The organism is Methylobacterium sp. SD274 (assembly GCF_017355285.1).
Taxonomy (GTDB): domain Bacteria; phylum Pseudomonadota; class Alphaproteobacteria; order Rhizobiales; family Beijerinckiaceae; genus Methylobacterium.
Genome location: NZ_JADIJP010000041.1, coordinates 1 through 21,792, shown reverse-complemented (window position 1 = coordinate 21,792; position 21,792 = coordinate 1). Strand labels below are relative to the sequence as shown.

Annotated in this window: 18 protein-coding genes; 9 read left to right on the top strand and 9 right to left on the bottom strand. The window is 60.6% G+C overall.

Annotation, left to right across the window (positions count from 1 at the left end):
- Positions 1-846 precede the first annotated feature (846 nt).
- Together IPV08_RS22565 and argC are read right to left on the bottom strand one after the other, a co-directional pair.
- The gene (locus IPV08_RS22565) at positions 847-1,371 is read right to left on the bottom strand and encodes a MucR family transcriptional regulator (RefSeq protein ID WP_056432877.1); all 525 of its coding nucleotides are present in this window, start codon (positions 1,369-1,371) and stop codon (positions 847-849) included.
- Positions 1,372-2,733: 1,362 nt separating this feature from the next.
- Entirely contained in the window at positions 2,734-3,669 is a 936-nt protein-coding gene (gene argC / locus IPV08_RS22560; protein ID WP_207413866.1) for an N-acetyl-gamma-glutamyl-phosphate reductase, read from the bottom strand.
- 215 nt (positions 3,670-3,884) lie between these two features.
- Between argC and IPV08_RS22555 the strand changes: the two genes are divergently transcribed.
- Positions 3,885-4,412: a hypothetical protein gene (locus tag IPV08_RS22555; RefSeq protein WP_207413864.1), complete on the top strand. Its 528-nt coding sequence runs from the start codon at positions 3,885-3,887 to the stop codon at positions 4,410-4,412.
- Positions 4,413-4,915: 503 nt separating this feature from the next.
- Positions 4,916-5,371 carry a hypothetical protein gene (locus tag IPV08_RS22550; protein WP_207413862.1) on the top strand — a complete coding sequence of 152 codons (456 nt, stop codon included), beginning with the start codon at positions 4,916-4,918 and terminating at the stop codon, positions 5,369-5,371.
- An 81-nt stretch (positions 5,372-5,452) separates the two neighbouring features.
- Here the strand turns inward: IPV08_RS22550 and IPV08_RS22545 are convergent, their stop codons facing one another.
- Positions 5,453-6,784 (bottom strand): MFS transporter, encoded by a 1,332-nt coding sequence (locus IPV08_RS22545; RefSeq protein WP_056432866.1) that lies wholly within the window; start codon positions 6,782-6,784, stop codon positions 5,453-5,455.
- A gap of 367 nt (positions 6,785-7,151) precedes the next feature.
- Here IPV08_RS22545 and cyoA point away from each other — a divergent pair, with 367 nt between their 5' ends.
- The 5 genes from cyoA to IPV08_RS22520 all read left to right on the top strand — a co-directional run bounded on the left by cyoA (position 7,152) and on the right by IPV08_RS22520 (position 12,310).
- The gene (gene cyoA, locus IPV08_RS22540; protein ID WP_207413876.1) at positions 7,152-8,276 is read left to right on the top strand and encodes a ubiquinol oxidase subunit II; all 1,125 of its coding nucleotides are present in this window, start codon (positions 7,152-7,154) and stop codon (positions 8,274-8,276) included.
- Positions 8,277-8,408: 132 nt separating this feature from the next.
- Positions 8,409-10,412, top strand: coding sequence for a cytochrome o ubiquinol oxidase subunit I (cyoB, locus tag IPV08_RS22535; RefSeq protein WP_207413860.1), 2,004 nt, complete (start codon positions 8,409-8,411; stop codon positions 10,410-10,412).
- 5 nt (positions 10,413-10,417) lie between these two features.
- Positions 10,418-11,047 (top strand): cytochrome o ubiquinol oxidase subunit III, encoded by a 630-nt coding sequence (cyoC, locus tag IPV08_RS22530; RefSeq protein WP_056432855.1) that lies wholly within the window; start codon positions 10,418-10,420, stop codon positions 11,045-11,047.
- Positions 11,044-11,445, top strand: coding sequence for a cytochrome o ubiquinol oxidase subunit IV (gene cyoD, locus IPV08_RS22525; protein ID WP_207413858.1), 402 nt, complete (start codon positions 11,044-11,046; stop codon positions 11,443-11,445). Before cyoC ends, cyoD begins: the two co-directional genes overlap by 4 nt.
- A 121-nt stretch (positions 11,446-11,566) precedes the next feature.
- The gene (locus IPV08_RS22520) at positions 11,567-12,310 is read left to right on the top strand and encodes an SURF1 family protein (protein ID WP_207413856.1); all 744 of its coding nucleotides are present in this window, start codon (positions 11,567-11,569) and stop codon (positions 12,308-12,310) included.
- A 6-nt stretch (positions 12,311-12,316) separates the two neighbouring features.
- Here the strand turns inward: IPV08_RS22520 and IPV08_RS22515 are convergent, their stop codons facing one another.
- The 5 genes from IPV08_RS22515 to IPV08_RS22495 all read right to left on the bottom strand — a co-directional run bounded on the left by IPV08_RS22515 (position 12,317) and on the right by IPV08_RS22495 (position 17,114).
- Positions 12,317-14,407, bottom strand: coding sequence for a prolyl oligopeptidase family serine peptidase (locus tag IPV08_RS22515; protein ID WP_207413854.1), 2,091 nt, complete (start codon positions 14,405-14,407; stop codon positions 12,317-12,319).
- Positions 14,408-14,505: 98 nt separating this feature from the next.
- Positions 14,506-14,757, bottom strand: coding sequence for a hypothetical protein (locus tag IPV08_RS22510; RefSeq protein ID WP_207413852.1), 252 nt, complete (start codon positions 14,755-14,757; stop codon positions 14,506-14,508).
- 83 nt (positions 14,758-14,840) lie between these two features.
- On the bottom strand, positions 14,841-15,320 hold the full coding sequence (gene rpsI / locus IPV08_RS22505) for a 30S ribosomal protein S9 (RefSeq protein WP_026175762.1): 480 nt from the start codon (positions 15,318-15,320) through the stop codon (positions 14,841-14,843).
- A gap of 2 nt (positions 15,321-15,322) precedes the next feature.
- Positions 15,323-15,784 carry a 50S ribosomal protein L13 gene (gene rplM / locus IPV08_RS22500; protein WP_018042797.1) on the bottom strand — a complete coding sequence of 154 codons (462 nt, stop codon included), beginning with the start codon at positions 15,782-15,784 and terminating at the stop codon, positions 15,323-15,325.
- Positions 15,785-16,697: 913 nt separating this feature from the next.
- Positions 16,698-17,114 (bottom strand): PaaI family thioesterase, encoded by a 417-nt coding sequence (locus IPV08_RS22495; RefSeq protein WP_207413850.1) that lies wholly within the window; start codon positions 17,112-17,114, stop codon positions 16,698-16,700.
- A gap of 76 nt (positions 17,115-17,190) precedes the next feature.
- On the opposite strand from IPV08_RS22495, the gene IPV08_RS22490 reads away from it, so the two are divergent.
- Together IPV08_RS22490 and IPV08_RS25125 are read left to right on the top strand one after the other, a co-directional pair.
- Positions 17,191-17,748: a CoA-binding protein gene (locus IPV08_RS22490; protein ID WP_207413848.1), complete on the top strand. Its 558-nt coding sequence runs from the start codon at positions 17,191-17,193 to the stop codon at positions 17,746-17,748.
- A gap of 116 nt (positions 17,749-17,864) precedes the next feature.
- Complete coding sequence (locus tag IPV08_RS25125; RefSeq protein WP_207413846.1) at positions 17,865-20,522, top strand: ATP-binding protein; 2,658 nt, start codon at positions 17,865-17,867, stop codon at positions 20,520-20,522.
- Positions 20,523-20,545: 23 nt separating this feature from the next.
- On the opposite strand, the gene IPV08_RS22480 is transcribed toward IPV08_RS25125, so the two are convergent.
- On the bottom strand, positions 20,546-21,792 hold a 1,247-nt coding region (locus IPV08_RS22480), incomplete at its 5' end, for an MFS transporter (protein ID WP_207413844.1).

The window sequence follows — 21,792 nt, the reverse complement described above, 5'->3', positions numbered from 1 at the left end:
ACCCTTGGGGCGGCGGCTGTCGGAGCGGCCAAGCAGTGGCCGTCGCCCCCAGCCAGGGGGAAAGGTTGCCCCCTGCCAGCGATTCGTTCAAGGCCGCCTGAAGCCCGGACCAGCCAACATGTAAAACGATTCCCGGATCGCGCTTGTGGAATCGTTTTACATGTTCGGGGCGGCCCAAAGCGAAAGGGCCCGGGAGCGACCCGAGTTCTTTTGCCCTTGTGAACCCGGCAGACCCGGGCGTGTGTGCCATCGAGCGCCAACCAGGCACAGGGATCGAACCACTCGACAGTCACCGATGATGGTACCCCCCCCCTTGGCGATTCGTTCGAGGGAAGCTGCGGGGAAATCCATTGCCACTGGCGTGCTACGCGGGGTCCGGCGTCAGGTCACGCCAGCTGCTCTGCACTCTGTAGGATGGGCAGCGGCTGCTCTGTCAACTGCCGCTTAGAAGGCGGCTGCTCTATCCAGCTGAGCTACGGAGTCGGGACGCCGCGCTTTTCCTAACACCGCCCTGGAGGGCTGTCATTACCCCTCGCCGATTGCCTTGGCTGATCAAGTGTGGAGAGCACCGTACGGGCCTGCGCCCCAAGGCAGCAGGATTTTCATGGCTTCCTCTACCGCAGATCCTGTGTTTGCGGCATGTCCGACCAAGGGTGATCGACGGTTGAGACAACAATTATAAAGTCCAATCCTCGTCAATCCACGGCTCGCCTAAAGCTCCTATAAAAACCGTACCTTCCTGCAAATTTCAGCATTTTCCGCGGCAAAGCCTACTTCGCGGCGCATGCCGGAAGTAGGCTTTGTCGGATGACCCGGATGATACTAGGTCGGGTCTTTGGAAAAGACTCAGGCCGCCTGCTTCTTGCGCGGGCCGCGACGCTTCTTTTCCGGCGCGGGAGCGACAGCTTCTTCCACCGGCTCGCTCACAACCTCTTCTGGAGCTGACTTGGTCACAGTCTTACGACGCTGCTGGCCGAGACCGAGTGCACGAGCTAGCTCGGACCGTTGTTCGGAATAAGCGGCGGACGTCATCGGATAGTCGGGCTGCAGACCCCATTTTGCCCGGTATTGCTCAGGGGTCAGTCCCCGTAGCGTGAGGTGACGGCGAAGCGTCTTGTACTGCTTGCCGTCTTCGAAGCTGACCAAGTAATCCGGGGTCACGGAGCGGCGGATCTCCTGCGGCGTCGCCTTGGGCGGCCCAGTGTCCACCGCCGGTGCATTGCTCGTGCTCACAGTGCGAATGGCTTCGTGCACATCGCTTAAAAGCTTAGGCAGTTCCGCGCTTTGAACGTGATTGTTGCTGACGTAAGCGGAAACGATATCAGCCGCTAAGGTGATAAGACGAGCCGATTCAGTGTCTGATTCACTCATGATATTCGTACCATCGATTCAATTTGTTGAAACTGTACACGAGACTAAGCTCTGTTTTCACCTATCGCAAGATGTTATTGCAGGAAATTCGGTGTTTTAAGGATCATTCGCTCGTGTGTATCGGGTTTTCGCCGTCTGCGAGAGCCATATCATGCGATCCCCATACGTTTGGGCGTGGCACCAAGCAGAGTTTATCCATCATTTCAGCGCATCAACGCCTCGCGGCGGCTCGCTCATCACCAGACCCGACAAAGGTCGCAGGGGAAAACTTCGTGGGTGGGATTGTCTGCCGGTCAAAACAATCACGACTGGCAAATCCACCTGGGCCAACCTCGAAGTTCCATCCGGGGGTAAGTCCGCTCCCGCCACTTCGCATAAGCTCAAAGGTCGTTGCTGCAGCCGAATCCAACTGCACGGCGCACTGCCACGCATCGGGAAGATCCATCATTCAGCCTTGTCGGTGGGGCTATTTGTCCAGATGTCATGCCGTGATCCCGATGTTGGAGTAGAAGGTGATTTTCCACCTTCGCCGAATAGCAGATGTCGCGACTTCTGGTGTGGAAGGCCGGCAAATCGTAGAAATTAAGAGTTTGCAATCGTATACCTCCCCTCTCATGACGTTTCGAGGTAGGAGTTCGGCAGCGGTAGCGGCGGATCTTTGGCCTCCTCGTCTGACATCTTCAAGGTGCTCGTGGAATTGTACCTTCCTCTCGCATCAGGAAAAGCTTCTTAGAAACAAGCATCGACTTCGACGGGGCATACGGTGAGTTTTTCGACTTTCATTGAGCGACAAGAAACTTACCTCATCGCCGTGTTGGCAGGCGACGGTGGCTAACCTGTTCAACGGAAATCTGTTCCCTGTAACTTCAGTCAAAACCGCACCTTCATGCAAAAAATATGCGCCGTATTGCTTCGAACATCAGCGGCACGATGAGGGGCAGATTCTCAAGCGGTCTCTTTTTAAGATGAGTCGTGAAGGTCGGTCTGAAATATCCGCCGTAATTTTGCTGAATATGGATGTCCCGTCAACGGGACGAACAAAATACAACTAATGCGCGTGGGGATAGTCTTTGTCGGGTCGGAGAGGAAGGAGGATGAAGTTGGACTCGTTGGTGGCTTCGATGTCCGAGAATCGACGTATGGCTGTCGCAACTCCGCGGCCGAGCCAGCCTATGGCGATGCGCTCTCGCATGGGAAATGCGCTGCCAGAAATATTATATACGCATTGTTCGAATGACGCCGCGTGAAGTCTCGGCGCCAAGTTCCAATTTCCGTCAGTCGACCGATCCGGCGATACCCGAGCCACGCCCCATAATATGGACAGGCCCGGATAGTGTAGTGAGTCCTGTCCGCGTCGTTCGTTTAATCCAGCCCGAGCATGAGGCCAATATTCTGAACAGCGGCACCGGAGGCGCCTTTACCAAGGTTGTCGAGCCGGGCAACGAGCAGCGCCTGGGAATGGTCCGGTGTTCCATAGACCCTTAGTTCGAGACGATCAGTATCGTTCAGGCCCTCGGCATCCGGCTTGTCGTTCGGGCTGGTCTGTATCACCGTCACCAAGGTGTTGCCGGCGTAATGGGCTGCGAGAGCCGCTTCCAGTGCTGCCGCATCCGGACGCCCCGGCAGAGTATCGAGGTGAAGCGGAATGCTGACCAACATGCCCTGGCGGAAGTTTCCCACGGATGGGATGAAGATTGGCCTACGGGTCAAGCCGCCATAGGTTTGAAGCTCCGGCAGGTGCTTGTGTGCAAAGCCGAGGCCGTAGAGCTGAAACGCCGATGCGTCGCCGGCCTCATAGGCTTCGATCATGCTCTTGCCGCCACCGCTGTAGCCGCTTACCGCATTGACGCTGATCGGCGTGTCCGACGGCAGCAATCCAGCGTCGACAAGGGGCCGTACCAACGCGATCGCCCCGGTGGGATAGCAGCCGGGATTGGCGACGTGCCGCGACTCGCGGATCACCTGTGCTTGGCCGGCGTTCAACTCAGCGAAGCCGTAAGCCCAACCGGGGCTGACGCGGTGGGCGGTGCTCGCATCGAGAATGCGGGGACCGCCAGCCGGAAGAGCATCGGCCAAAGCCACCGTTTCCTTAGCAGCGTCGTCGGGCAGGCAGAGGACGACGAGATCTACGTCAGCCAACAGCGCCCGTTTGACCGCGATGTCTTTGCGGCTCTCATGAGGGATACTTTTCAGGGAGACGCGGCCCTCGCGCTCCAGGCGTTCGCGAATGCCGAGCCCGGTGGTGCCGGCCTCCCCATCGATGAACACCGTGGGCTTCGCCAATCCGCTTTCGCTCATTTGAAAGGTTCCGTTTCTCTCGCCGTGGGATAACCGCCCTGCGCGCTCGCGAGGTGAAGGCTCTGGCTTCTCAAGTCAATGTTGCGGTACCGGAGCCTTCGCGGTCGAAGCACCTGTATCGTCGTGCTTTCACACGGATTGATGACACGTCACACCCCGGGAACTGGCCCTTCCGGCGCATGTTGATCGCATGGAAACAAGCAAAGGCTTGAACGATGGCCGCCAGCGCAGAGAAGTCCGATCCTAAGCTGTGGGATAAAATCAAGTCCGAGGTCACCTCCTCGGATAAAGGAGGCAAACCCGGCCAATGGTCCGCCCGCAAAGCTCAAGCGGCGACGAAGGCCTATAAAGAGGCCGGAGGCGGTTACAAGGGACGGAAGTCCAAGGACAACAGCCTTACGCAATGGTCCAATGAGGAATGGGATACGAAATCCGGCGAGCCGAGCGGCGAGACGGGCGAACGGTATCTTCCAAAGAAAGCACGTTCCTCCTTGTCAAAGGAGGAGTACGACCGCTCGACCCGAAAGAAGCGTGCTGACACGAAAAACGGGAAGCAGTTTTCCAGTCAGCCGAAGGACGTAGCCGAGAAAGCGGCCTCCGCCCGGAAAGGTGGATCCAAGTCCCGCAAGGCCTCGGATGGGCCTACCAAGGCCCAACTGATGGAGAAGGCCCGATCGGAAAATATCCGCGGTCGCTCGAGTATGTCGAAGGACGAGTTGCAGAAGGCGCTTCATGCCTCCTGACCGTGGGAGGATTGGCAGATCCCACGCTTCCTTGGCATCGTGGTTGAACGGAAGCGAGCTACGCCGAGTTCTGCCCTATATCTCTGTTCTTCCAGGACCCGTTTCGATGATCGCCAGACCCGTCGTGCTCGCACCTTGTCTCGTCCTATTGCTGACGGGGACCGTACTTGCTCAGAGCATTCCGGCTCCGGCCGGCATCGGCACGGCTCCATCGCAGAGTGGTGAAGCTGACACACCCTCAGGGAGCGCCTCTGGCATGCCATCGACAAACTCCGTTTCTCCCGGGTCTCCGGTTGGAAAGCCTCCGGTCGGTGGTGCGGGTGCGGCATCGGGGCCGTCCTCCAGTGCGGGCGTCGGAACCGGCGTCGGTGGCCCCCCTGGGACCGGCGCCCTGCCGGGTACCGGTGGAACATCCGGCGGTCCTGGTGGAATTAACCGCTGATACCGCCAATCCGGTTTTGATGTCACGTTCTCCGCAATCCCAACCTTTGAGAGGTCTTCACATGCCCATCCGCCTGACGTCGCTCGCGGCCGGCTTCGCGACCCTCGTGGTTCTCGTGACAGGGTTCAGCGAAGCCGAGGCGTCCTGCCTACGCAAAGTTGCCAACCGGTCGACATTGACGCTCGTAGTGGGCCAAGGGGATGGTGGAGCAGTGACGGTTCGCCCCGGCACGTCGAGGACAATCAGGCTCGATGGGTCGGCTCCGGTAGACGTGACCGGCTATTGCGACGTCCCGCGCCGAGGCGCCCCCTTCGGACAACCCGTTGTTCAGCGCAGCTTTCCCGTGACGGCGGTCATGGATCGCTGCTTCTACGAGGTCGGGAATGGGTTCTTCGAACGCGAACTCGGCCCGAGCTTCTTTCCGCGCGACGATACCGGAGCGTTTGCCCTGAACACTCCTCGTCAGGGGGATCTCGCTCTGGGGCCATCCAGCGAATTCTGCCCTGCAATCCGATAAGGCTCGACCCGAAGCGGATATGAAAAAGGCCCGCATGCAGTGCATGCGGGCCTTTTTCTCATTGTACCACGTCCGTAATTGTCAGATCGCGGCAACCTTCCGGTTGATGGCGAGCGCGCCCAAGGTCGCGACCGCACCCGACAGCAGGTAAACTCCCACCCAAGCAAGGCCGAATCGGCTCGACAGGCTCAGCGCCACCAGCGGCGCGAAGCCGGCTCCGATCAGCCAGGCGAGATCAGATGTGAGCGCCGCGCCGGTATAGCGATAGCGCGTGCCGAGATACTCGGTCACCGAGCCTGATGTCTGCCCGTAAGACAAGCCGAGCAGACCGAAGCCGACGAGCACGTAGATCGTCTGGCCGGTCTCGCTATCGCCGAACAGCAGCGGTGCGAGAATGCTGGCGAGGCTGAACAAGCCGATTAGGCTGGCCGCTATGCCGACGAGCCGACGCCGGCCCACCTGATCCGCGACGATTCCCGAGATCACAATCGCGCCAGCGAAGACGATCGAGCCGACGAATTGTACGAGCAGGAACTCCCCGGCCGAGCGCTTTGTGAACAGGGTGATCCAGCTGATCGGGAATATGCTGACGAGATGGAACAGTGCAAAACTCGCCAGCGGCACGAAGGCGCCGATAAGGACAGTTCGCCCCTGTGCGCGGATCATTTCCCAGACCGGGGTCGGGGCGAGTTCGCGCGTCTCGAGAAGCTGCGTGAACTCCTCGGTTGCAACGAGGCGAAGTCGCGCGAAAAGAGCGACGACGTTTACCGCGAAGGCCACGTAGAACGGGTAACGCCAGCCCCAATCGAGGAAGTCGTCCATGGTCAGGTTGGCGAGAAAGAACGAGAACAGGGCACTTGCGAGCCCGAAGCCGATGGGCGCTCCGAGCTGCGGGATCATCGCATACCAGCCCTTGCGGTCACTGGGGGCTTTGATCGACAGAAGCGAAGCGAGGCCGTCCCACGCGCCGCCCAGCGCGAGCCCCTGCCCTATACGGAAAGCGGCGAGCAGCCAGACCGAGGCCATCCCGATGCTGTGATAGGTCGGCAGGAACGCGATCGACACCGTCGAGCCACCGAGCAGGAACAGGGCGATCGTCAGTTTCACGCCTCGCCCATGCCGTCGGTCGATCTCCATGAAGATCACCGAACCGATGGGCCGTGCCACGAAGGCGAGAGCGAAGAGGGCGAACGCGTAGAGCGTGCCTTCCAGGGGCGGGACGAACGGAAAGAAGACCTTCGGGAAAATCAGCACCGAGGCGATGCCGAAGACGAAGAAGTCGAAGAATTCCGATGTCCGGCCGATGAGGACACCGACGGCAATGTCGCCGGGCGCGACTTCGGGTTCGGATGCGCCGGCCCTGGCACCTGCACTCAGATGCGGCGGGGTCTGCAACGCGTAATCTTGGCTCATGGACGGCCATTCGCTGCTTGAAGGGTGGGAAGGACACGCCGCACTTGGCGCATCCCTGTGTTCCGATTATGAGGGCTTGTTGCACTGCGGCAAAGCGATGCAACGTCACGTTTCGCGGATCAGTCAGGCATATGTCCCGCGGGTGATGCTTCCCTTCTTACTGCCTTCCGCAATGGAAATCAGCTATGCTCTCAACGCCCGGCTGATTAAAGCCGCACGCACTTGCCAGGGCGCCTTTGCACTGCGCAGGAGAAGCCCGTATCGAACCGGCATCGCGGCAAGCGATCCAGTACGAGCCGCCGCTTTTCGTAAGCCAAATGTTTCCTCCCGACGTTCCGCCCGCGGACGTCTCACTGCAGCCGGTCGGATGTCATCCAGATCCTTGCGCGCTCTCGCATTCCTGCCTCTCATGGCCCTTCTCTCGGGCTGCAACATGGTCGTCATGCAGCCAGCGGGCGACATCGCCACGCGGCAGCGTGACCTCATTGTCGCTTCGACGGGGCTGATGCTGCTGATCATCCTTCCGGTGATCGCCTTCACGCTCTTTTTCGCTTGGCGCTATCGCCAATCGAACACCGAGGCCGAGTACGACCCCGACTGGCACCACTCGACTCAGCTCGAAGTGCTGATCTGGTCGGCGCCTCTCGTTATCATCATCGCCCTCGGGGCGCTGACCTGGATCAGCACACATACGCTCGATCCCTACCGGCCCCTGAGCCGCATCGACGCTTCCCGTCCGCTTTCTGCGGATGTGAAGCCGTTGACGGTCGAGGTCGTGGCACTCGATTGGAAGTGGCTGTTCTTCTATCCCGACCAGGGCATCGCCACGGTGAATGAACTGGCGGCGCCGGTGGATGTGCCAATCAATTTCAAGATCACATCGGCCTCGATGATGAACTCTTTCTTCATTCCGGCGCTGGCGGGACAGATCTACGCCATGGCCGGAATGGAGACGAAGCTGCACGCCGTCATCAACAAGGCGGGCGTCTACGAAGGTTTTTCCGCCAATTATAGCGGCGAAGGCTTCTCGCGGATGAACTTCAAGTTCCACGGGCTTGACCAGGGCGGCTTCGACCAGTGGGTCGCCAAGGTGAAGGCGGAGGGCAAGGAGCTCAACCGCGACGCCTACATCGCCCTGGAGAAGCCGAGCGAGCGCGAGCCGGTGGGCTACTATTCCAGCGTCGCGCCGGGGCTCTACAGCGCCATTCTGAACATGTGCGTCGTCGAAGGTAAGATGTGCATGGGCGAAATGATGAGCATCGACTCCAAGGGCGGCGCCGGCAAAGAGAGCCACGCCAACCGGGAGCGGCTTCGTTACGACGACCGGCATGCCGTCCGCGGCGAGGAGGCCCAAGGAGCGACGTTCCCAGCCACCGAAAAGAAGACGCGCAGCCAGGAGGTCGACCCGGACAAGGGGCATGATCACCACCACGACCATTCCGGGTCCGAGACGAAGCAAAGTGACCCTGCCCCCGCGCAGCTGAACCGCTAGGCCGACGCGATGACGCGCGGCCTTCGGGACAGGCGCATCACAGCGGCGGCACCATTAAATTGAACCCATGAGAGACCAGTACCGAATCGATCGGTACGTCCCCTCGACGACAACCGGGAACGAAGCGATCCCATGTTTGCCAATCTCGATCTTCAGAAGCTCGTCTTCGGGCGACTGACTCTCGAAGCCATTCCGTATCACGAGCCGATCCTGCTCGTGACGTTCATCGGCGTCGCCATCGGTGGCGTCGGATTGCTGGGCCTCATCACCTACATGCGCTGGTGGGGTCCGCTGTGGCGCGACTGGTTCACCTCCGTCGACCACAAGAAGATCGGCATCATGTATGTGGTGCTCGCGCTGGTGATGCTGCTGCGCGGCTTCTCCGATGCGCTCCTCATGCGCTCGCAGCAGGCCATCGCCTTCGGCGCCAACGAGGGCTACCTGCCGCCGCATCATTATGACCAGATCTTCACTGCCCACGGCGTGATCATGATCTTCTTCGTGGCGATGCCTCTGGTCACCGGGCTGATGAACTTCGTCGTGCCGCTGCAGATCGGTGCACGCGACGTGTCATTCCCGTTCCTCAACAATTTCAGCTTCTGGATGACCGTCAGCGGCGCCGCGACGATCATGGCGTCGTTGTTCGTCGGCGAGTTCGCCCGTACCGGATGGCTGGCCTACCCGCCTCTCTCCGGCCCTGCCGGAAGTCCCGGCGTCGGCGTCGATTATTACATCTGGGGGCTTCAGATCGCCGGCATCGGCACCCTGTTGTCTGGCATCAATCTGATCGCCACCATCGTGAAGATGCGCGCGCCTGGCATGACCATGATGAAGATGCCGATCTTCACCTGGACCGCGCTCTGCACAAACATCCTTATCGTCGCCGCCTTCCCGATCCTCACGGCCGTTCTCGCGCTGCTCTCCCTCGATCGCTACGTGGGCACGCACTTCTTCTCGAACGACCTCGGCGGCAACCCGATGATGTACGTGAACCTCATCTGGATCTGGGGTCATCCGGAGGTCTACATCCTCATCCTGCCCGCTTTCGGAGTGTTCTCGGAGATCGTCTCGACCTTCTCCGGCAAGCGGCTCTTCGGCTACGCCTCGATGGTCTACGCCACCGTGGTCATCACGATCCTGTCCTACCTCGTCTGGCTGCACCACTTCTTCACGATGGGCTCGGGTGCCTCCGTGAACTCGTTCTTCGGCATCACGACGATGATCATCTCGATCCCGACGGGGGCGAAGCTCTTCAACTGGCTCTTCACCATGTACAAGGGCCGCATCCGTTTCGAGGAGCCGATGCTCTGGGCCATCGGCTTCATGGTGACCTTCACCATCGGTGGCATGACCGGCGTTCTCCTCGCCGTGCCCCCGGCCGACTTCGTTCTCCACAACAGCCTGTTCCTCATCGCCCACTTCCACAACGTCATCATCGGCGGCGTGCTGTTCGGTATGCTGGCCGGCATCACTTACTGGTTCCCCAAGGCCTTCGGTTTCAAGCTCGATCCGTTCTGGGGGAAGATGTCGTTCTGGTTCTGGCTCACGGGCTTCTACTTCGCCTTCATGCCGCTCTACGTCCTAGGCCTGATGGGTGTGACGCGCCGCGTGCAGCATTTCGACGATCCTTCGCTGCAGATCTGGTTCATCATCGCGGCCTTCGGCGCCGGGTTGATCGCACTCGGCATCCTCTCCTTCATCATCCAGCTCGTCGTGAGCTTCATGCGACGCGAAGCATTGCGTGACCACACCGGCGATCCGTGGGGCGGCCGTACCCTCGAATGGTCGACCTCCTCGCCGCCGCCGGACTACAACTTCGCCTTCACGCCCGTGATTCACGATCACGATGCGTGGTCGGACATGAAGCGCCGTGGCTATGCCCGACCGCTCCAGGGTTTCCGCCCGATCCACATGCCGAAGAACACCGGCACGGGCATGATCCTCGGCATCCTCAGCATCGGCTTCTCGTTCGGCATGATCTGGTACATCTGGTGGCTTGCCGCACTGACGTTCATCGCCATGGCCGTCGTCGCCATCGGGCATACGTTCAACTACAACCGCGACTTCCACATCCCGGCCGACACCGTGATCGGTACCGAGGCTGAACGGACCCGGTTGCTCGAAGGTCGGGTCTGAGAACCATGGCGTCGCACGCTCCCACCCTCGCCAAGGAAGGCGAGGCACCCTCCTTCTACATGGAGGAGGATCACCATCCCGAAGGCGGCACCATGCTGGGCTTCTGGATCTATCTGATGAGCGATTGTCTCATCTTCGCGGCCCTGTTCGCCACATACGCCGTTCTCGGTCGAAACTATGCGGCAGGTCCTTCTCCCAAGGATCTGTTCGACCTGCCGCTGGTGGCGTTGAACACGTCGATGTTGCTGTTCTCGTCCATCACCTATGGCTTCGCCATGCTGGAGATGGCCAAGGGCGAGCAGCGGCGGATGCAGCTCTGGCTCGGCGTGACCGGCCTGTTCGGCCTCGCCTTCATCGGCCTGGAACTCTACGAGTTCGCACACCTCATCCATGAAGGCGCCGGGCCGCAGCGCAGCGCCTTCCTGTCGTCGTTCTTCACCTTGGTGGGCACCCACGGCCTGCACGTGACGCTCGGCTTGGTCTGGCTCGTCGTGCTGATGGTCCAGACCGAACAGAAGGGCCTTATCCCGGAGAACCAGCGCCGGCTGCAGTGCCTTTCGATGTTCTGGCACTTCCTCGACGTGATCTGGATCGGCGTCTTCACCTTCGTCTATCTCATGGGAGTGCTGCAATGAGCGCCGCCAGCCAGTCCGCCCATGCGGCGGACCACGAAGAGGATGTGAAGGGCCACGGCGACCATAGCGGTCACGGCTCGTTCAAAGGGTATGTCACCGGCTTCATGCTGTCGGTGATCCTGACCGCGATCCCGTTCTGGCTGGTCATGGGGGATGTGCTCGGAAACCCGCGTCTCACCGGCCTCGTCATCATGGGCTTCGGTGTGGTGCAGATCGTTGTCCACATGGTCTACTTCCTCCACATGAACACGAAGTCCGAGGGTGGGTGGACGATCCTGGCGCTTATCTTCACCCTGACGCTCGTGGTGATCACGCTCACAGGCTCCGTCTGGGTGATGTATCATCTGAACACCAACATGATGCCGATGACGCCGACCAGCTTGCATCAGCACCACTAGCGCACCGTCCCAATTACTGGACGCCGGTTTTCGGGAAGAACGATGCGAGACCAGTACCCTACGGCCACGTCTCGGATCACGTATCCGAGGCGTGGCCTTATTTTATCGTCTCGGCATTCTGATGAGAACGGATAGATCCCTCCGGCCCTCGGGCACTGGCCTCGCGGTGGTCGGCGTTCTGTCCCTCCTGGCCGTAGCCGCCTTCCTTGCGCTGGGCACTTGGCAGGTCCAGCGCCGCGCGTGGAAGCACGACCTGATCGCCCGCGTCGATGCGCGGATCCATGCCGCTCCGGTCCTCGCACCTCGGCAGTCGGATTGGCCCTCGATCGATGCCGGCACCGACGCCTACCGCCGGGTCTACGCCACCGGGACCTTCGCGAACGATCGGGAAACCCTCGTCCAGGCCGTGACGGAACTCGGCGGCGGATATTGGGTAATGACGCCGCTGGTGGGCGCGGACGGAACGACCATCATCGTCAACCGCGGCTTCGTCCCGGCGGATAAGCGCGATCCCGCATCGCGTGAACTTTGCCGGACCATGGGCGAAACCCGAGTCACCGGCCTGCTGCGCATCTCTGAGCCCGGCGGCGGCTTTCTGCGCCACAACGATCCCGCGGCGGATCGCTGGTACTCGCGCGATGTGGCGGCCATCGCCGCTTCGCGTGGCCTCGGTCAGACCGCACCCTACTTCATCGATGCCGATGCGAAGCCCAATCCCGGCGGGTATCCCGTGGGCGGGCTCACCGTGGTGGCCTTCAGCGACAACCACCTCGTCTACGCCCTGACATGGTACGCGCTCGCCATCATGGCCGCGGCTGGTGGCGCCTACGTCATCCGCGACGGGATGCGCCGGCGCGGCGCCTGAGACGCTTCAGCTGTCCTCCGGAACCCAGCCGATGGACTGCCGGAGGAAGCCCATTCCGAGGGCCAGGAAAGCGGCGGTCTCGGAATTGTCCTTGCCGTAGCCGTGACCTCCGGCGGCCGGTTCGAAGAAAGCCGGGTCGTACCCGAGATGGCGTAGCTTCTCCGCCATCTTGCGGGCATGCCCCGGATGGACGCGGTCGTCGCGTCGCGTCGTGGCGATGAGGATCGGCGGATAGGGCTTGCCCGCTTCCGCTGTGTGATAGGCCGAGATGGCGCCGAGGAAACTCCAATCCGCCTCCACATCGGGATCGCCGTATTCGGCGATCCAACTCGCGCCCGCCAGGAGTTTCGAATAGCGCCGCATGTCGATGAGCGGGATCGTGCAGAACAGGGCGCCGAAGCGCTCAGGGTAGCGGGTCAGCATGTTGGCGATGAGGAGGCCGCCATTCGAGCCGCCCTGCGCCGCGATGCGCGGGGGTTTCGTGACGCCGCGCGCCACCAGATCGGCGGCCACCGCCGCGAAATCGTCATGCGCCAGCGCCTTGCCCTCGCGCCGGCCGGCCTGATGCCACCGAGTGCCGAACTCGCCACCGCCACGGATGTTGGCGACGACGCCGACGCCGCCCTTCTCCAGCCAGAGTTTGCCGAGCACCGCCTGATAGGTGGGGAGCAGCGAGATCTGAAATCCGCCATAGGCTGACAGATGCACCGGCGCGTCACCGCTCGCCCCGGCAGGGCCGACCTGGACGTAGGGGATGCGCTCGCCGTCCACCGAGATGGCCTCGTGGCGAGTGACCGTCAGGCCTTTCGTGTCGAAGGCCGATGGCGTCGTGCGCAGGATGGTGGGAGCCGAGAGATCGCCGGGGATCGACAGCAGCGTCGGCGGCGTCAGCGGATCCTGAAGCAGCGCGAGGAGCGACCCGTCCGACTCGCTCGGCTCGGAATCGAAGGGCCAGACGGATACGCTGCCGATCTCCGGCAGGCCCGGAAGGCTCAGGCGGTTCCAGCCGCCCTCCCCCGGTTCGAACACGCTGTAGGACGGGCGCAGGTCGTCGAGGGCATCGACGATGAGGCGCGGCCCGGCCCAGGAGACGTTCTGCAGCGCCCGGCGGTCGGAGGGCGTCCACAACACGGTGAAGCCGCGATCCCCGTCGAGGAACGCCGGAAGGCCGATGGCGAGGACCGTATCGGGCACGTGGAGCGCGCCGCCGATGCTCCATTCAGAGCGGGTTCGGATGACGAGATGGTCGCCGTGGAGAGAGATTTCGGCGTCGGTGGGGGCGTCGATGCGGTGGGTCGGGCCAGTTCGGTCGCCGATATGCAGGATGCCGTCGAAGAAGCCGGTGCGCTCCATGAACACCACGCGCTCGGAGGGCGCGGCGTGGTCGACCTCGCCCCAGAGACCCATATTCTCGGGCGCGGTCTCGAACAGGATGGCGGCCGCGAGCGGGTCCTGGCCGCGTGTCCAGAGCCGAACCGTGCGCGAATAGCCGGAGCGAGTGGCCATGCCCTCGCCGAGGGCGCTCGACAGGATCAGCGTGTCGCGGTCGAGCCAATCCGCCCCGCCTTTCGCCTCGGGCAGGGTGAAACCGTCGGCGACGAAGCTGAGCGTCGGCAGGTCGAACTCGCGCAGGATGGTGGCGTCGCCCCCTCCCCGGCTGAGCTTCAGCAGGGCGCGGTCATGGGTGCCGGGGATGAGCGTCGCGCCGCCCCAAACCCAATCCACGCCTTCGGTTTTTGCCAGGGCGTCGATGTCGAGGAGGGTTTCCCAGGCAGGTCTGCCGGCGCGGTAGGAGGCTTCGTCGGTGCGCCGCCACAGGCCGAGGGGATGCTCGGCATCGCGCCAGATATTGTAGAGGAGATGGCCGCGCCGTGACACGAGGGGGATCTTGTCAGGCCGGTCGAGAATGGCCTTCACCGCCTCGCGGTCGCGCTCCATGACAGGGTCGGTGAAGCGGGCCAGCGTCTCGGCGTTGCGCGCTTCAACCCAGGCGACGGCCTCCGCGCCCTCCACCTCTTCGAGCCAGAGATGGGGGTCGTCATCGGGTTCAGCGCGGGTGGGACGGGGGTCGAAGAAGGGTTTCGTCAGCTGGATCATGCCCCGAAACTAGGGCGATTCCACCGGAATGGCGACGGCTTCCGAGCGGAATCGGACCCCCCTTTCGAGCGGTACGCGACGGGTCTTCGCGCGGACCTCTAACCCTCGAGCGTTCCCCAGCTCGGCTTCCAGACGCTTTGCGGATCGATGACCACGATTTCCATGCCGCCCTCGTTGGCCACATGCACGGCGATGCCGAAGGCCTGGGCGATGGGGAGCAGGCCGGTGGTGCTGAACTGGCGTCCGTCGGCGAGCTTCACTTCGCCCTTCACCTCGCCGCCGGCCTTGGACAGGCAGAGCGTGACCGCGGTGACGACGGGGGCGTGAACGCGCCGGAAGACGTTGGGCATCGAGTGACCTTCGGACTGTGTCGCGACAAACGAAAAGGGCGGCACGAGGCCGCCCTTTCCAAAACCTGAGAGAACCGAAACGCTCAGCGCTTCGAGAACTGGAAGCTGCGGCGAGCCTTCTTGCGGCCGTACTTCTTGCGCTCGACCACGCGGCTGTCGCGGGTCAGGAAGCCTTCGCGCTTCAGGGGCGCGCGCAGCTCGGGCTCGTAATAGGTGAGCGCCTTGGACAGGCCGTGACGGACGGCGCCGGCCTGACCGGAGAGACCGCCGCCATGCACCGTGACCGTGATGTCGTACTGGTCGACGCGGTTGGCGATGGTGAGCGGCTGGCGCAGGATCATGCGCAGCACGGGGCGGGCGAAGTAGGTCTCGACCGTGCGGCCGTTGACCACCACGGTGCCGTTGCCGGGCTTGATCCAGACGCGGGCGACCGCGTCCTTGCGCTTGCCGGTGGCATAGGCGCGGCCCTGGGCGTCGAGCTTCTGAACGTGGACGGGGGCCGCGTTCTCGGGATCTTCGACGTTGGCGCGGTTCAGGTCGGAGAGGGACTGGAGGGTCGCCATGATCAAGCGCTCACGTTCTTGCGGTTGAGGCTGCCGACGTCGAGCGCCTGCGGCTGCTGGGCGGTGTGGGGATGCTCGGTGCCCTTGTAGACCCGGAGATTGCCCATGATCTGGCGGAACAGCGGTCCACGGGGAAGCATGCGCTCAACGGCCTTCTCGACCACGCGCTCGGGGAACCGGCCGTCGAGGATGAACTTCGCGGTCCGCTCCTTGATGCCGCCCGGGTAGCCGGTGTGGTGGTAGTACACCTTCTGCTCGCGCTTGCGGCCGGTGAACTTCACCTTCTCGGCGTTGATGACGATGACGTTGTCGCCGCAATCGACGTGGGGCGTGTAGGAAGGCTTGTGCTTTCCACGCAGGCGCATCGCGATGATGGTGGCGAGCCGGCCGACGACCAGACCCTCCGCATCGACGATGATCCACTTCTTGTCGACGTCGGCGGGCTTCAGAGAAAAGGTCTTCATCCCGTGGCGTTCCGTATGATGTCTTGCAAAACGATGCGCCGCCACGTGAGACACGCAGCGGCGTTGGAGGCTGGAATACGGGTCTGCGGATGAGTCGTCAAGGCATTTCGGGCGAGGGGAATCGGCAAAAACCTCAAGGAAACGAGGTATTTCGGGGTTGAGGTATCAGGATACCGCATCCTTCCCGCTCCCCTCCCACCCGCGCCCTCATCCCGAGGCGCCCGCGCCCGCGGGCCTCGAAGGGAGGCTTCAGCCATCATGCGCAAGCTGGAGCCCTCCTTCGAGGCCTCCGCTGCGCTGCGGCGCCTCAGGATGAGGTGGGTGGGTAGGAATGGCCGGGCGCTTCGGCGGGTTCGAGACTGGGCACGTCGCCATCGGTGAGCGAGATCGGCTGAAGTGTGAGGAAGCGTGGTTGTCCGGGCCTGGGCTATTCGGCACCGGCTCCCCCTCTCCCCTCTGCGGGAGAGGGTGGCCCACGAAGTGGGTCGGGTGAGGGGAGCGCCCCATCCGGAGAGGCCGCCCCCTCTCCCGCCTGCTCCGCAGCCACCCTCCCCCGCGGAGGGGAGGGTGGCGTGCCGGGTCACCGCTCGGGCGGGATCGAGGATGCTAAGCGGTGTCAGATAAGCGAAATCGGCTGAAGCGTGAGGAAGCGCATTTTCCGTAGTCAGGAGATATCCAGCACCGGCTTCCCCTCTCCCCGCACGCGGGGAGAGGATCACAGGCACCTTGTCGTGCCTGTGATGAGCGGAGCGAGGGTGAGGGGGCGTCGCCGGAAGAGGCTCCCCCGGAACCGCCCCCTCACCGTCGGCTGCCGCCTCGACGCGCCGACGACGGGGTCGTCGCGTCCCTCTCCCCAGCCAAGCGGGGCGAGGGGATACTCACGCCGGACCCGCAGAGGGCGAAGGGTGCCGGCTCACCGCTCCGGCGGGATCGAGTACGTCCCCGTGGCGTGGCAGACGAGGTCGTCCGAGCCGGTGGCGAAGAGGCGCGCCTCCCCCACGGCGAGGCGCTTGCCGAGCTTGAGGAGCGTGGCCTCGGCGACGAGCCCGGTGGGGCCGGGTTTCCGCAGGAAGTTGAAGGAGAGGTTCGTTGTCACGGCGAGGCCCACCGGGCCGATATTGGCGAGGATCGCCGCGTAGAGGGCGTAATCGGCCAGCGCCATCATGGCCGGGCCGGAGAGGGTGCCGCCGGGGCGCAGGAAGCGCTCGTGATAGTCGAGCCGCATCCGCGCAGAGAGCGGACCCACCGATTCGAGGTGGAAGGCCGGCCCGTCATGGTTCATCTGCGGGAAGTCCCGCTCCAGAAAGGCGATGGTCTCGGAAAGGCTCATGGCAGTCGTCATGACGCGCCTTGCAGCATGCGCCGCGATGGCGGACAAGTCTCGGGCTTCGTTTTCAAGAGTTCCGATGACCCAGCCCGACGCTGCCAACCCCGACACCTCGCGCCACGACCGCTATCCCGATGCGTTGATCCGCCGGCTCCTCACGGAAACGAAGTCGATCGCCCTCGTGGGCGCGTCCGCGAACCCGGCCCGGCCGAGCTGGATCGTGCTGAAATACCTGCTGTCGCGGGGCTACGACGTGATCCCGGTCAATCCCGGCATCGCCGGGCAGATGCTGCTGGGCAAGCCCGTCGTCGCGCGCCTCGCCGACCTCCCCGGCCCGGTCGACATGGTCGAGATTTTTCGGAACTCCGACGCGGCCGGCGGCCTCGTGGACGAGGCCCTCGCCTTGCCGGTGCTGCCGAAGATCGTCTGGATGCAACTCGGCGTCCGCGATGACGCCGCCGCCGCCCGCGCCGAGGCGGTGGGCCTCACCGTGGTGATGAACCGCTGCCCCAAGATCGAGTACGGGCGGATCTCGGGTGAGATCGGCTGGACCGGGGTGAATTCACGGATCTTGAGTTCGAAGCGGCCTGTTTTGGGGGGTAAGGGCGTTCAGCGGCTGACGATTGAGCGGGGGTGAATTAGCCTACGCGCAATCTATTCTCGGGCGTAGTATGTACTACAAGTAAATTTTGATTGCGCTAATGGTATCTTTTTGTATGATGATCCGACGCTTGGCCATAAGTGGGATTTGACGTGGAATTCGAACATACCGTTCTCTGGAAAAATGGGTTCCAGTCTAAGAATAAAGATATATATACAGAGAAAAAAAATCGATTATCTGGTGCGTTTTTGAGAATGCGTGATAATGTTTCACATTTGATCTCAACAGTTCCTGCGGATTGTAAAAACCTAACTGTGCATGACGTTACGCATATTGATGCGCTGTGGGAGTTAGGGAGCCTTATTGCAGGGGATGAGTTCGTATTAAATCCGGCGGAGACTTTTGTCTTCGGAGCGTCATTGCTTATTCACGACGCGGGCCTGTCCTCTGCCGCATTCGCCGGTGGTCTTGCGGAACTTAAACGTACTCCGGAATGGAGTGCGTTTTCCGCGGTAGCCCTGAGACAGAGTGGTATTACTCTCAACGCAGATCTTATTGAAAATCCTTCGATTGAAATTGAGAATTCTATTAAGTTTCCAGTGCTGCGAGCCTTGCATGCTAAGCAAGCCCAGAAGATGGCAACCGCTCACTGGAAGCTTAGGGAAGATAGCGACCCAGTCTACATCATCGAAGACGTGGAAATAAGGAATTCGCTCGGATCCATAATCGGGCGAGTGGCTCATAGTCATAATTGGGACATCGCAAAGGTAGCAGAGCAACTTTCCGAACGCCTCGGAGCGAGTACGTTTTTGCCTTCTGAATGGGCCATAAACGAGAAAAAGATTGCTTGCTTGTTGCGATGCGCGGACGCAGCGCATTTTGATAGTAGACGAGCGCCAACCATGATGATGGCGAGTATTAAGCCGACGGGTTATTCAGCCATTCATTGGACTGCACAGAACAAGATAAATAAGCCTACTCTTAATGGCGCGGCGCTGATTTATAACTCCGGATCTTCGTTCTCGGCCTCTGAGTCGGAGGCTTGGTGGCTATGTTATGATCTGATCAACCAAGTCGATAAAGAGTTGAAAAATTCTAACGCATTATTGGAAGAGATGGGTGTAGATTTATTTCGCGCGCAACGAGTTATTGGTGCTGGTAATCCAAATTCATTAAAAAGTTATGTTAAAGTAGAAGGGTGGAGGCCGGTTCAGGCTGAAATCAAAGTCTCTGATCCTGTTCACCTAGCAAAAACACTGGGTGGAAAAAACCTATACGGGAATTCCCTGATTGCTCCAATAAAAGAAGTTTTACAAAATAGCGTTGACGCAATCCGAGCTCGGCGAGCTATCGAAGATAGGCCGGTTTCATGGGGCAAAATCCATGTAACTGTCGAAGATGTAGGTGATTCTTCACAGGACTATTTCCTGCATATTGATGACAATGGCATCGGTATGACAGAGCGTGTTTTAACAGGACCGCTCGTCGACTTCGGAAAATCTATATGGAATTCGAGCATTTTAAGTGAAGAATTTCCGGGAATTGAGGTGAAATCGATCCGACCGATCGGAAAATTTGGCATTGGCTTTTTTTCATTATTTATGCTGACTGACCATGTAACAATATGCAGTAAAAAATATGACTCTGGAGCTCGCGAAGCTAAGTCGCTTGAGTTCCGCTCATTGGCAACTAGGCCGCTGCTGCGGGATGCTTATCCAAATGAGCTACCTCGTGATTTTTCCACGCGCGTGACTTTGCGAATATCCAACCGAGATCTTCTTGATCAAAGCAAATTTGAATTAATTGCTAGGAAAAGATTTCGCGATAGTTCGCATTCTGATGTGAACTTAGAAAATTTTCTCCTAAATAAAATTTCATTCGTTGATGTAGAAATTGAATTTGAAAATAGAATTTCTGGCAAGGAGTTTGTGCATTACGCCGATGTATATACGAAAAACTCCGAGGACTTTATAGATGAGCTTTTGTCTTTGCGTTCGTCAAAAGATAAATCAGTTGCGAAGGCAATCTATAGCGATACGATTCGCCCGCTGAAATCTGAAAATGGCCGTAATTATGGAAGAGCGGCTTTGATGATGCTAGAACCCGAAGACAGCTATACGCAGGAATCGTTTAGCTTCGTCAGTGTGGGGGGATTCACCCACAATTCTAAGTTGGCAGAAGGGCCATACATTGGAGTTTTTGAAGGAGAGACCGATGAAGCGGCAAGGCAGTTTGCTTTTAGTACTGTGCCTAAAGATATTATTGCTAAATGGGCAAGCGAACAAGCAATACTAGTAAAGCAATCAAAGTTTTCAAAAACAGACTTAATGAGAGTATGTAATCACGTCTTGGATTTTGGTGGTGATTCTGGCCCACTTCCATTCTGTTTTTATAAGAATAAAACCATTACATATTCTCAAACGCGCGATGCAATTGAAAAACTTGATAGAATACATTTCCATTTGTCAAAAACTTACGAGGATAGTGTGAGATTGAATGGGTACAACGCGCTGGACCCGCATTTTTTTGAGTTTGAAATGCATGAAAGCCTATTTATCACGCTAAACAATGGTAATTCTACTTTGATTAGTGGAAATAAAGCTTTGGAACTCGCCCGTGATAATGTGCAGCATATTTTGCCAAGCGATCTAAACTTTAGAAGGCATGTACATTTTGAGAAAATATATCAACTTATAAGCAAGGTTTGGGGCGTGATTCCAAACATTAAAGTCGAGAGGGCGCAACTATTCGGTACTAAGTTTTTCAGCAACCCAATGCCAGAGTTATGCATTGTACTGTCGAAGTTATAAATTTATTATAATTAGATTTGGCGTTATATGTTGCTTATGTTTTCTGAATTACCAGTCTCCTCCATCAGCGCAACAGCCACAAAACTAACCCCAGCCGCCACAGCCAGATACAACCCAACCCAACCGATCCCGCCCCACTCACTCAGCCGCTGCGCCAGATACGGCGCGGCGGAGGCGCCCAGGATGCCGGCGAGGTTGTAGGTCACCGAGGCGCCGGTGTAGCGGACGCGGGTGGGGAAGAGTTCGGGCAGCAGGGCGCCCATGGGGCCGAACAGCCAGCCCATGGCGAAGAGGCCCAGACACAGGAAGCCGAGCACCAGGCCGCCCTGCCCGCTTCCGAGCATCGGGCCGAGCAGCAGGCCGAGCGACGCGGTGAAGGCGAGGCCCGTGAGGAGGACGGGGCGGCGGCCGTAGCGGTCGGCGGCCCAGCCCGAGAGCGGGATGCCGAGGGCCATGAACAGCACGGCGACGCATTCGAACAGCAGGAAGGTCGGCCGGTCGAAGCCGAGTTTCGAGACGCCGTAGCTGAGCGCGAAGACGGTGGAGAGGTAGAACACCGCGTAGCAGGCCACCATGGCGAAGGTGCCGAGCAGCGTCGCCTTGATGTATTTCGTGAAGATGGTGGCGAGCGGCACGCGCTCGGGCGGGGCCTTCTCCATGGCGGCCTTGAAGACCGGGGTCTCGGTGAGCTTCAGTCGGACATAGAGCCCGACGCCCACGAGCACGGCGGAGGCGAGGAACGGGATGCGCCAGCCCCAGGCCTGGAAATCGGCCGGGCTCAGGGCCAGCGCGAGGCCGAGGAAGCCCAGATTTGCGGTGATGAAGCCCACCGGCGCGCCGAGCTGCGGGAAGATGCCGTAGAGGGCGCGTCGCCCCGGCGGGGCGTTCTCCACCGCCAGCAGGGCCGCGCCGCCCCATTCGCCGCCGAAGCCGATGCCCTGGCCGAAGCGCAGCACGCAGAGCGCGAAGGGCGCCCACCATCCGGCGGTGGCATAGGTCGGCAGGCAGCCGATGAGCACGGTGGACAGGCCCATGATCATCAGCGAGGCCACCAGCGTCGCCTTGCGCCCGACCCTGTCGCCGAAATGCCCGAAGAACGCCGCCCCCAGCGGCCGCGCGATGAAGGCGATGGAGAAGGTGGCGAAGGCCGCCAGCGTCTGCACCGAGGGATCGTCGGCCGAAAAGAAGATCGGCCCGATCACCAGGGCGGCGGCCGTGGCGTAGACGTAGAAATCGTAGAACTCGATCGCCGTGCCGACGAAGCTGGCGA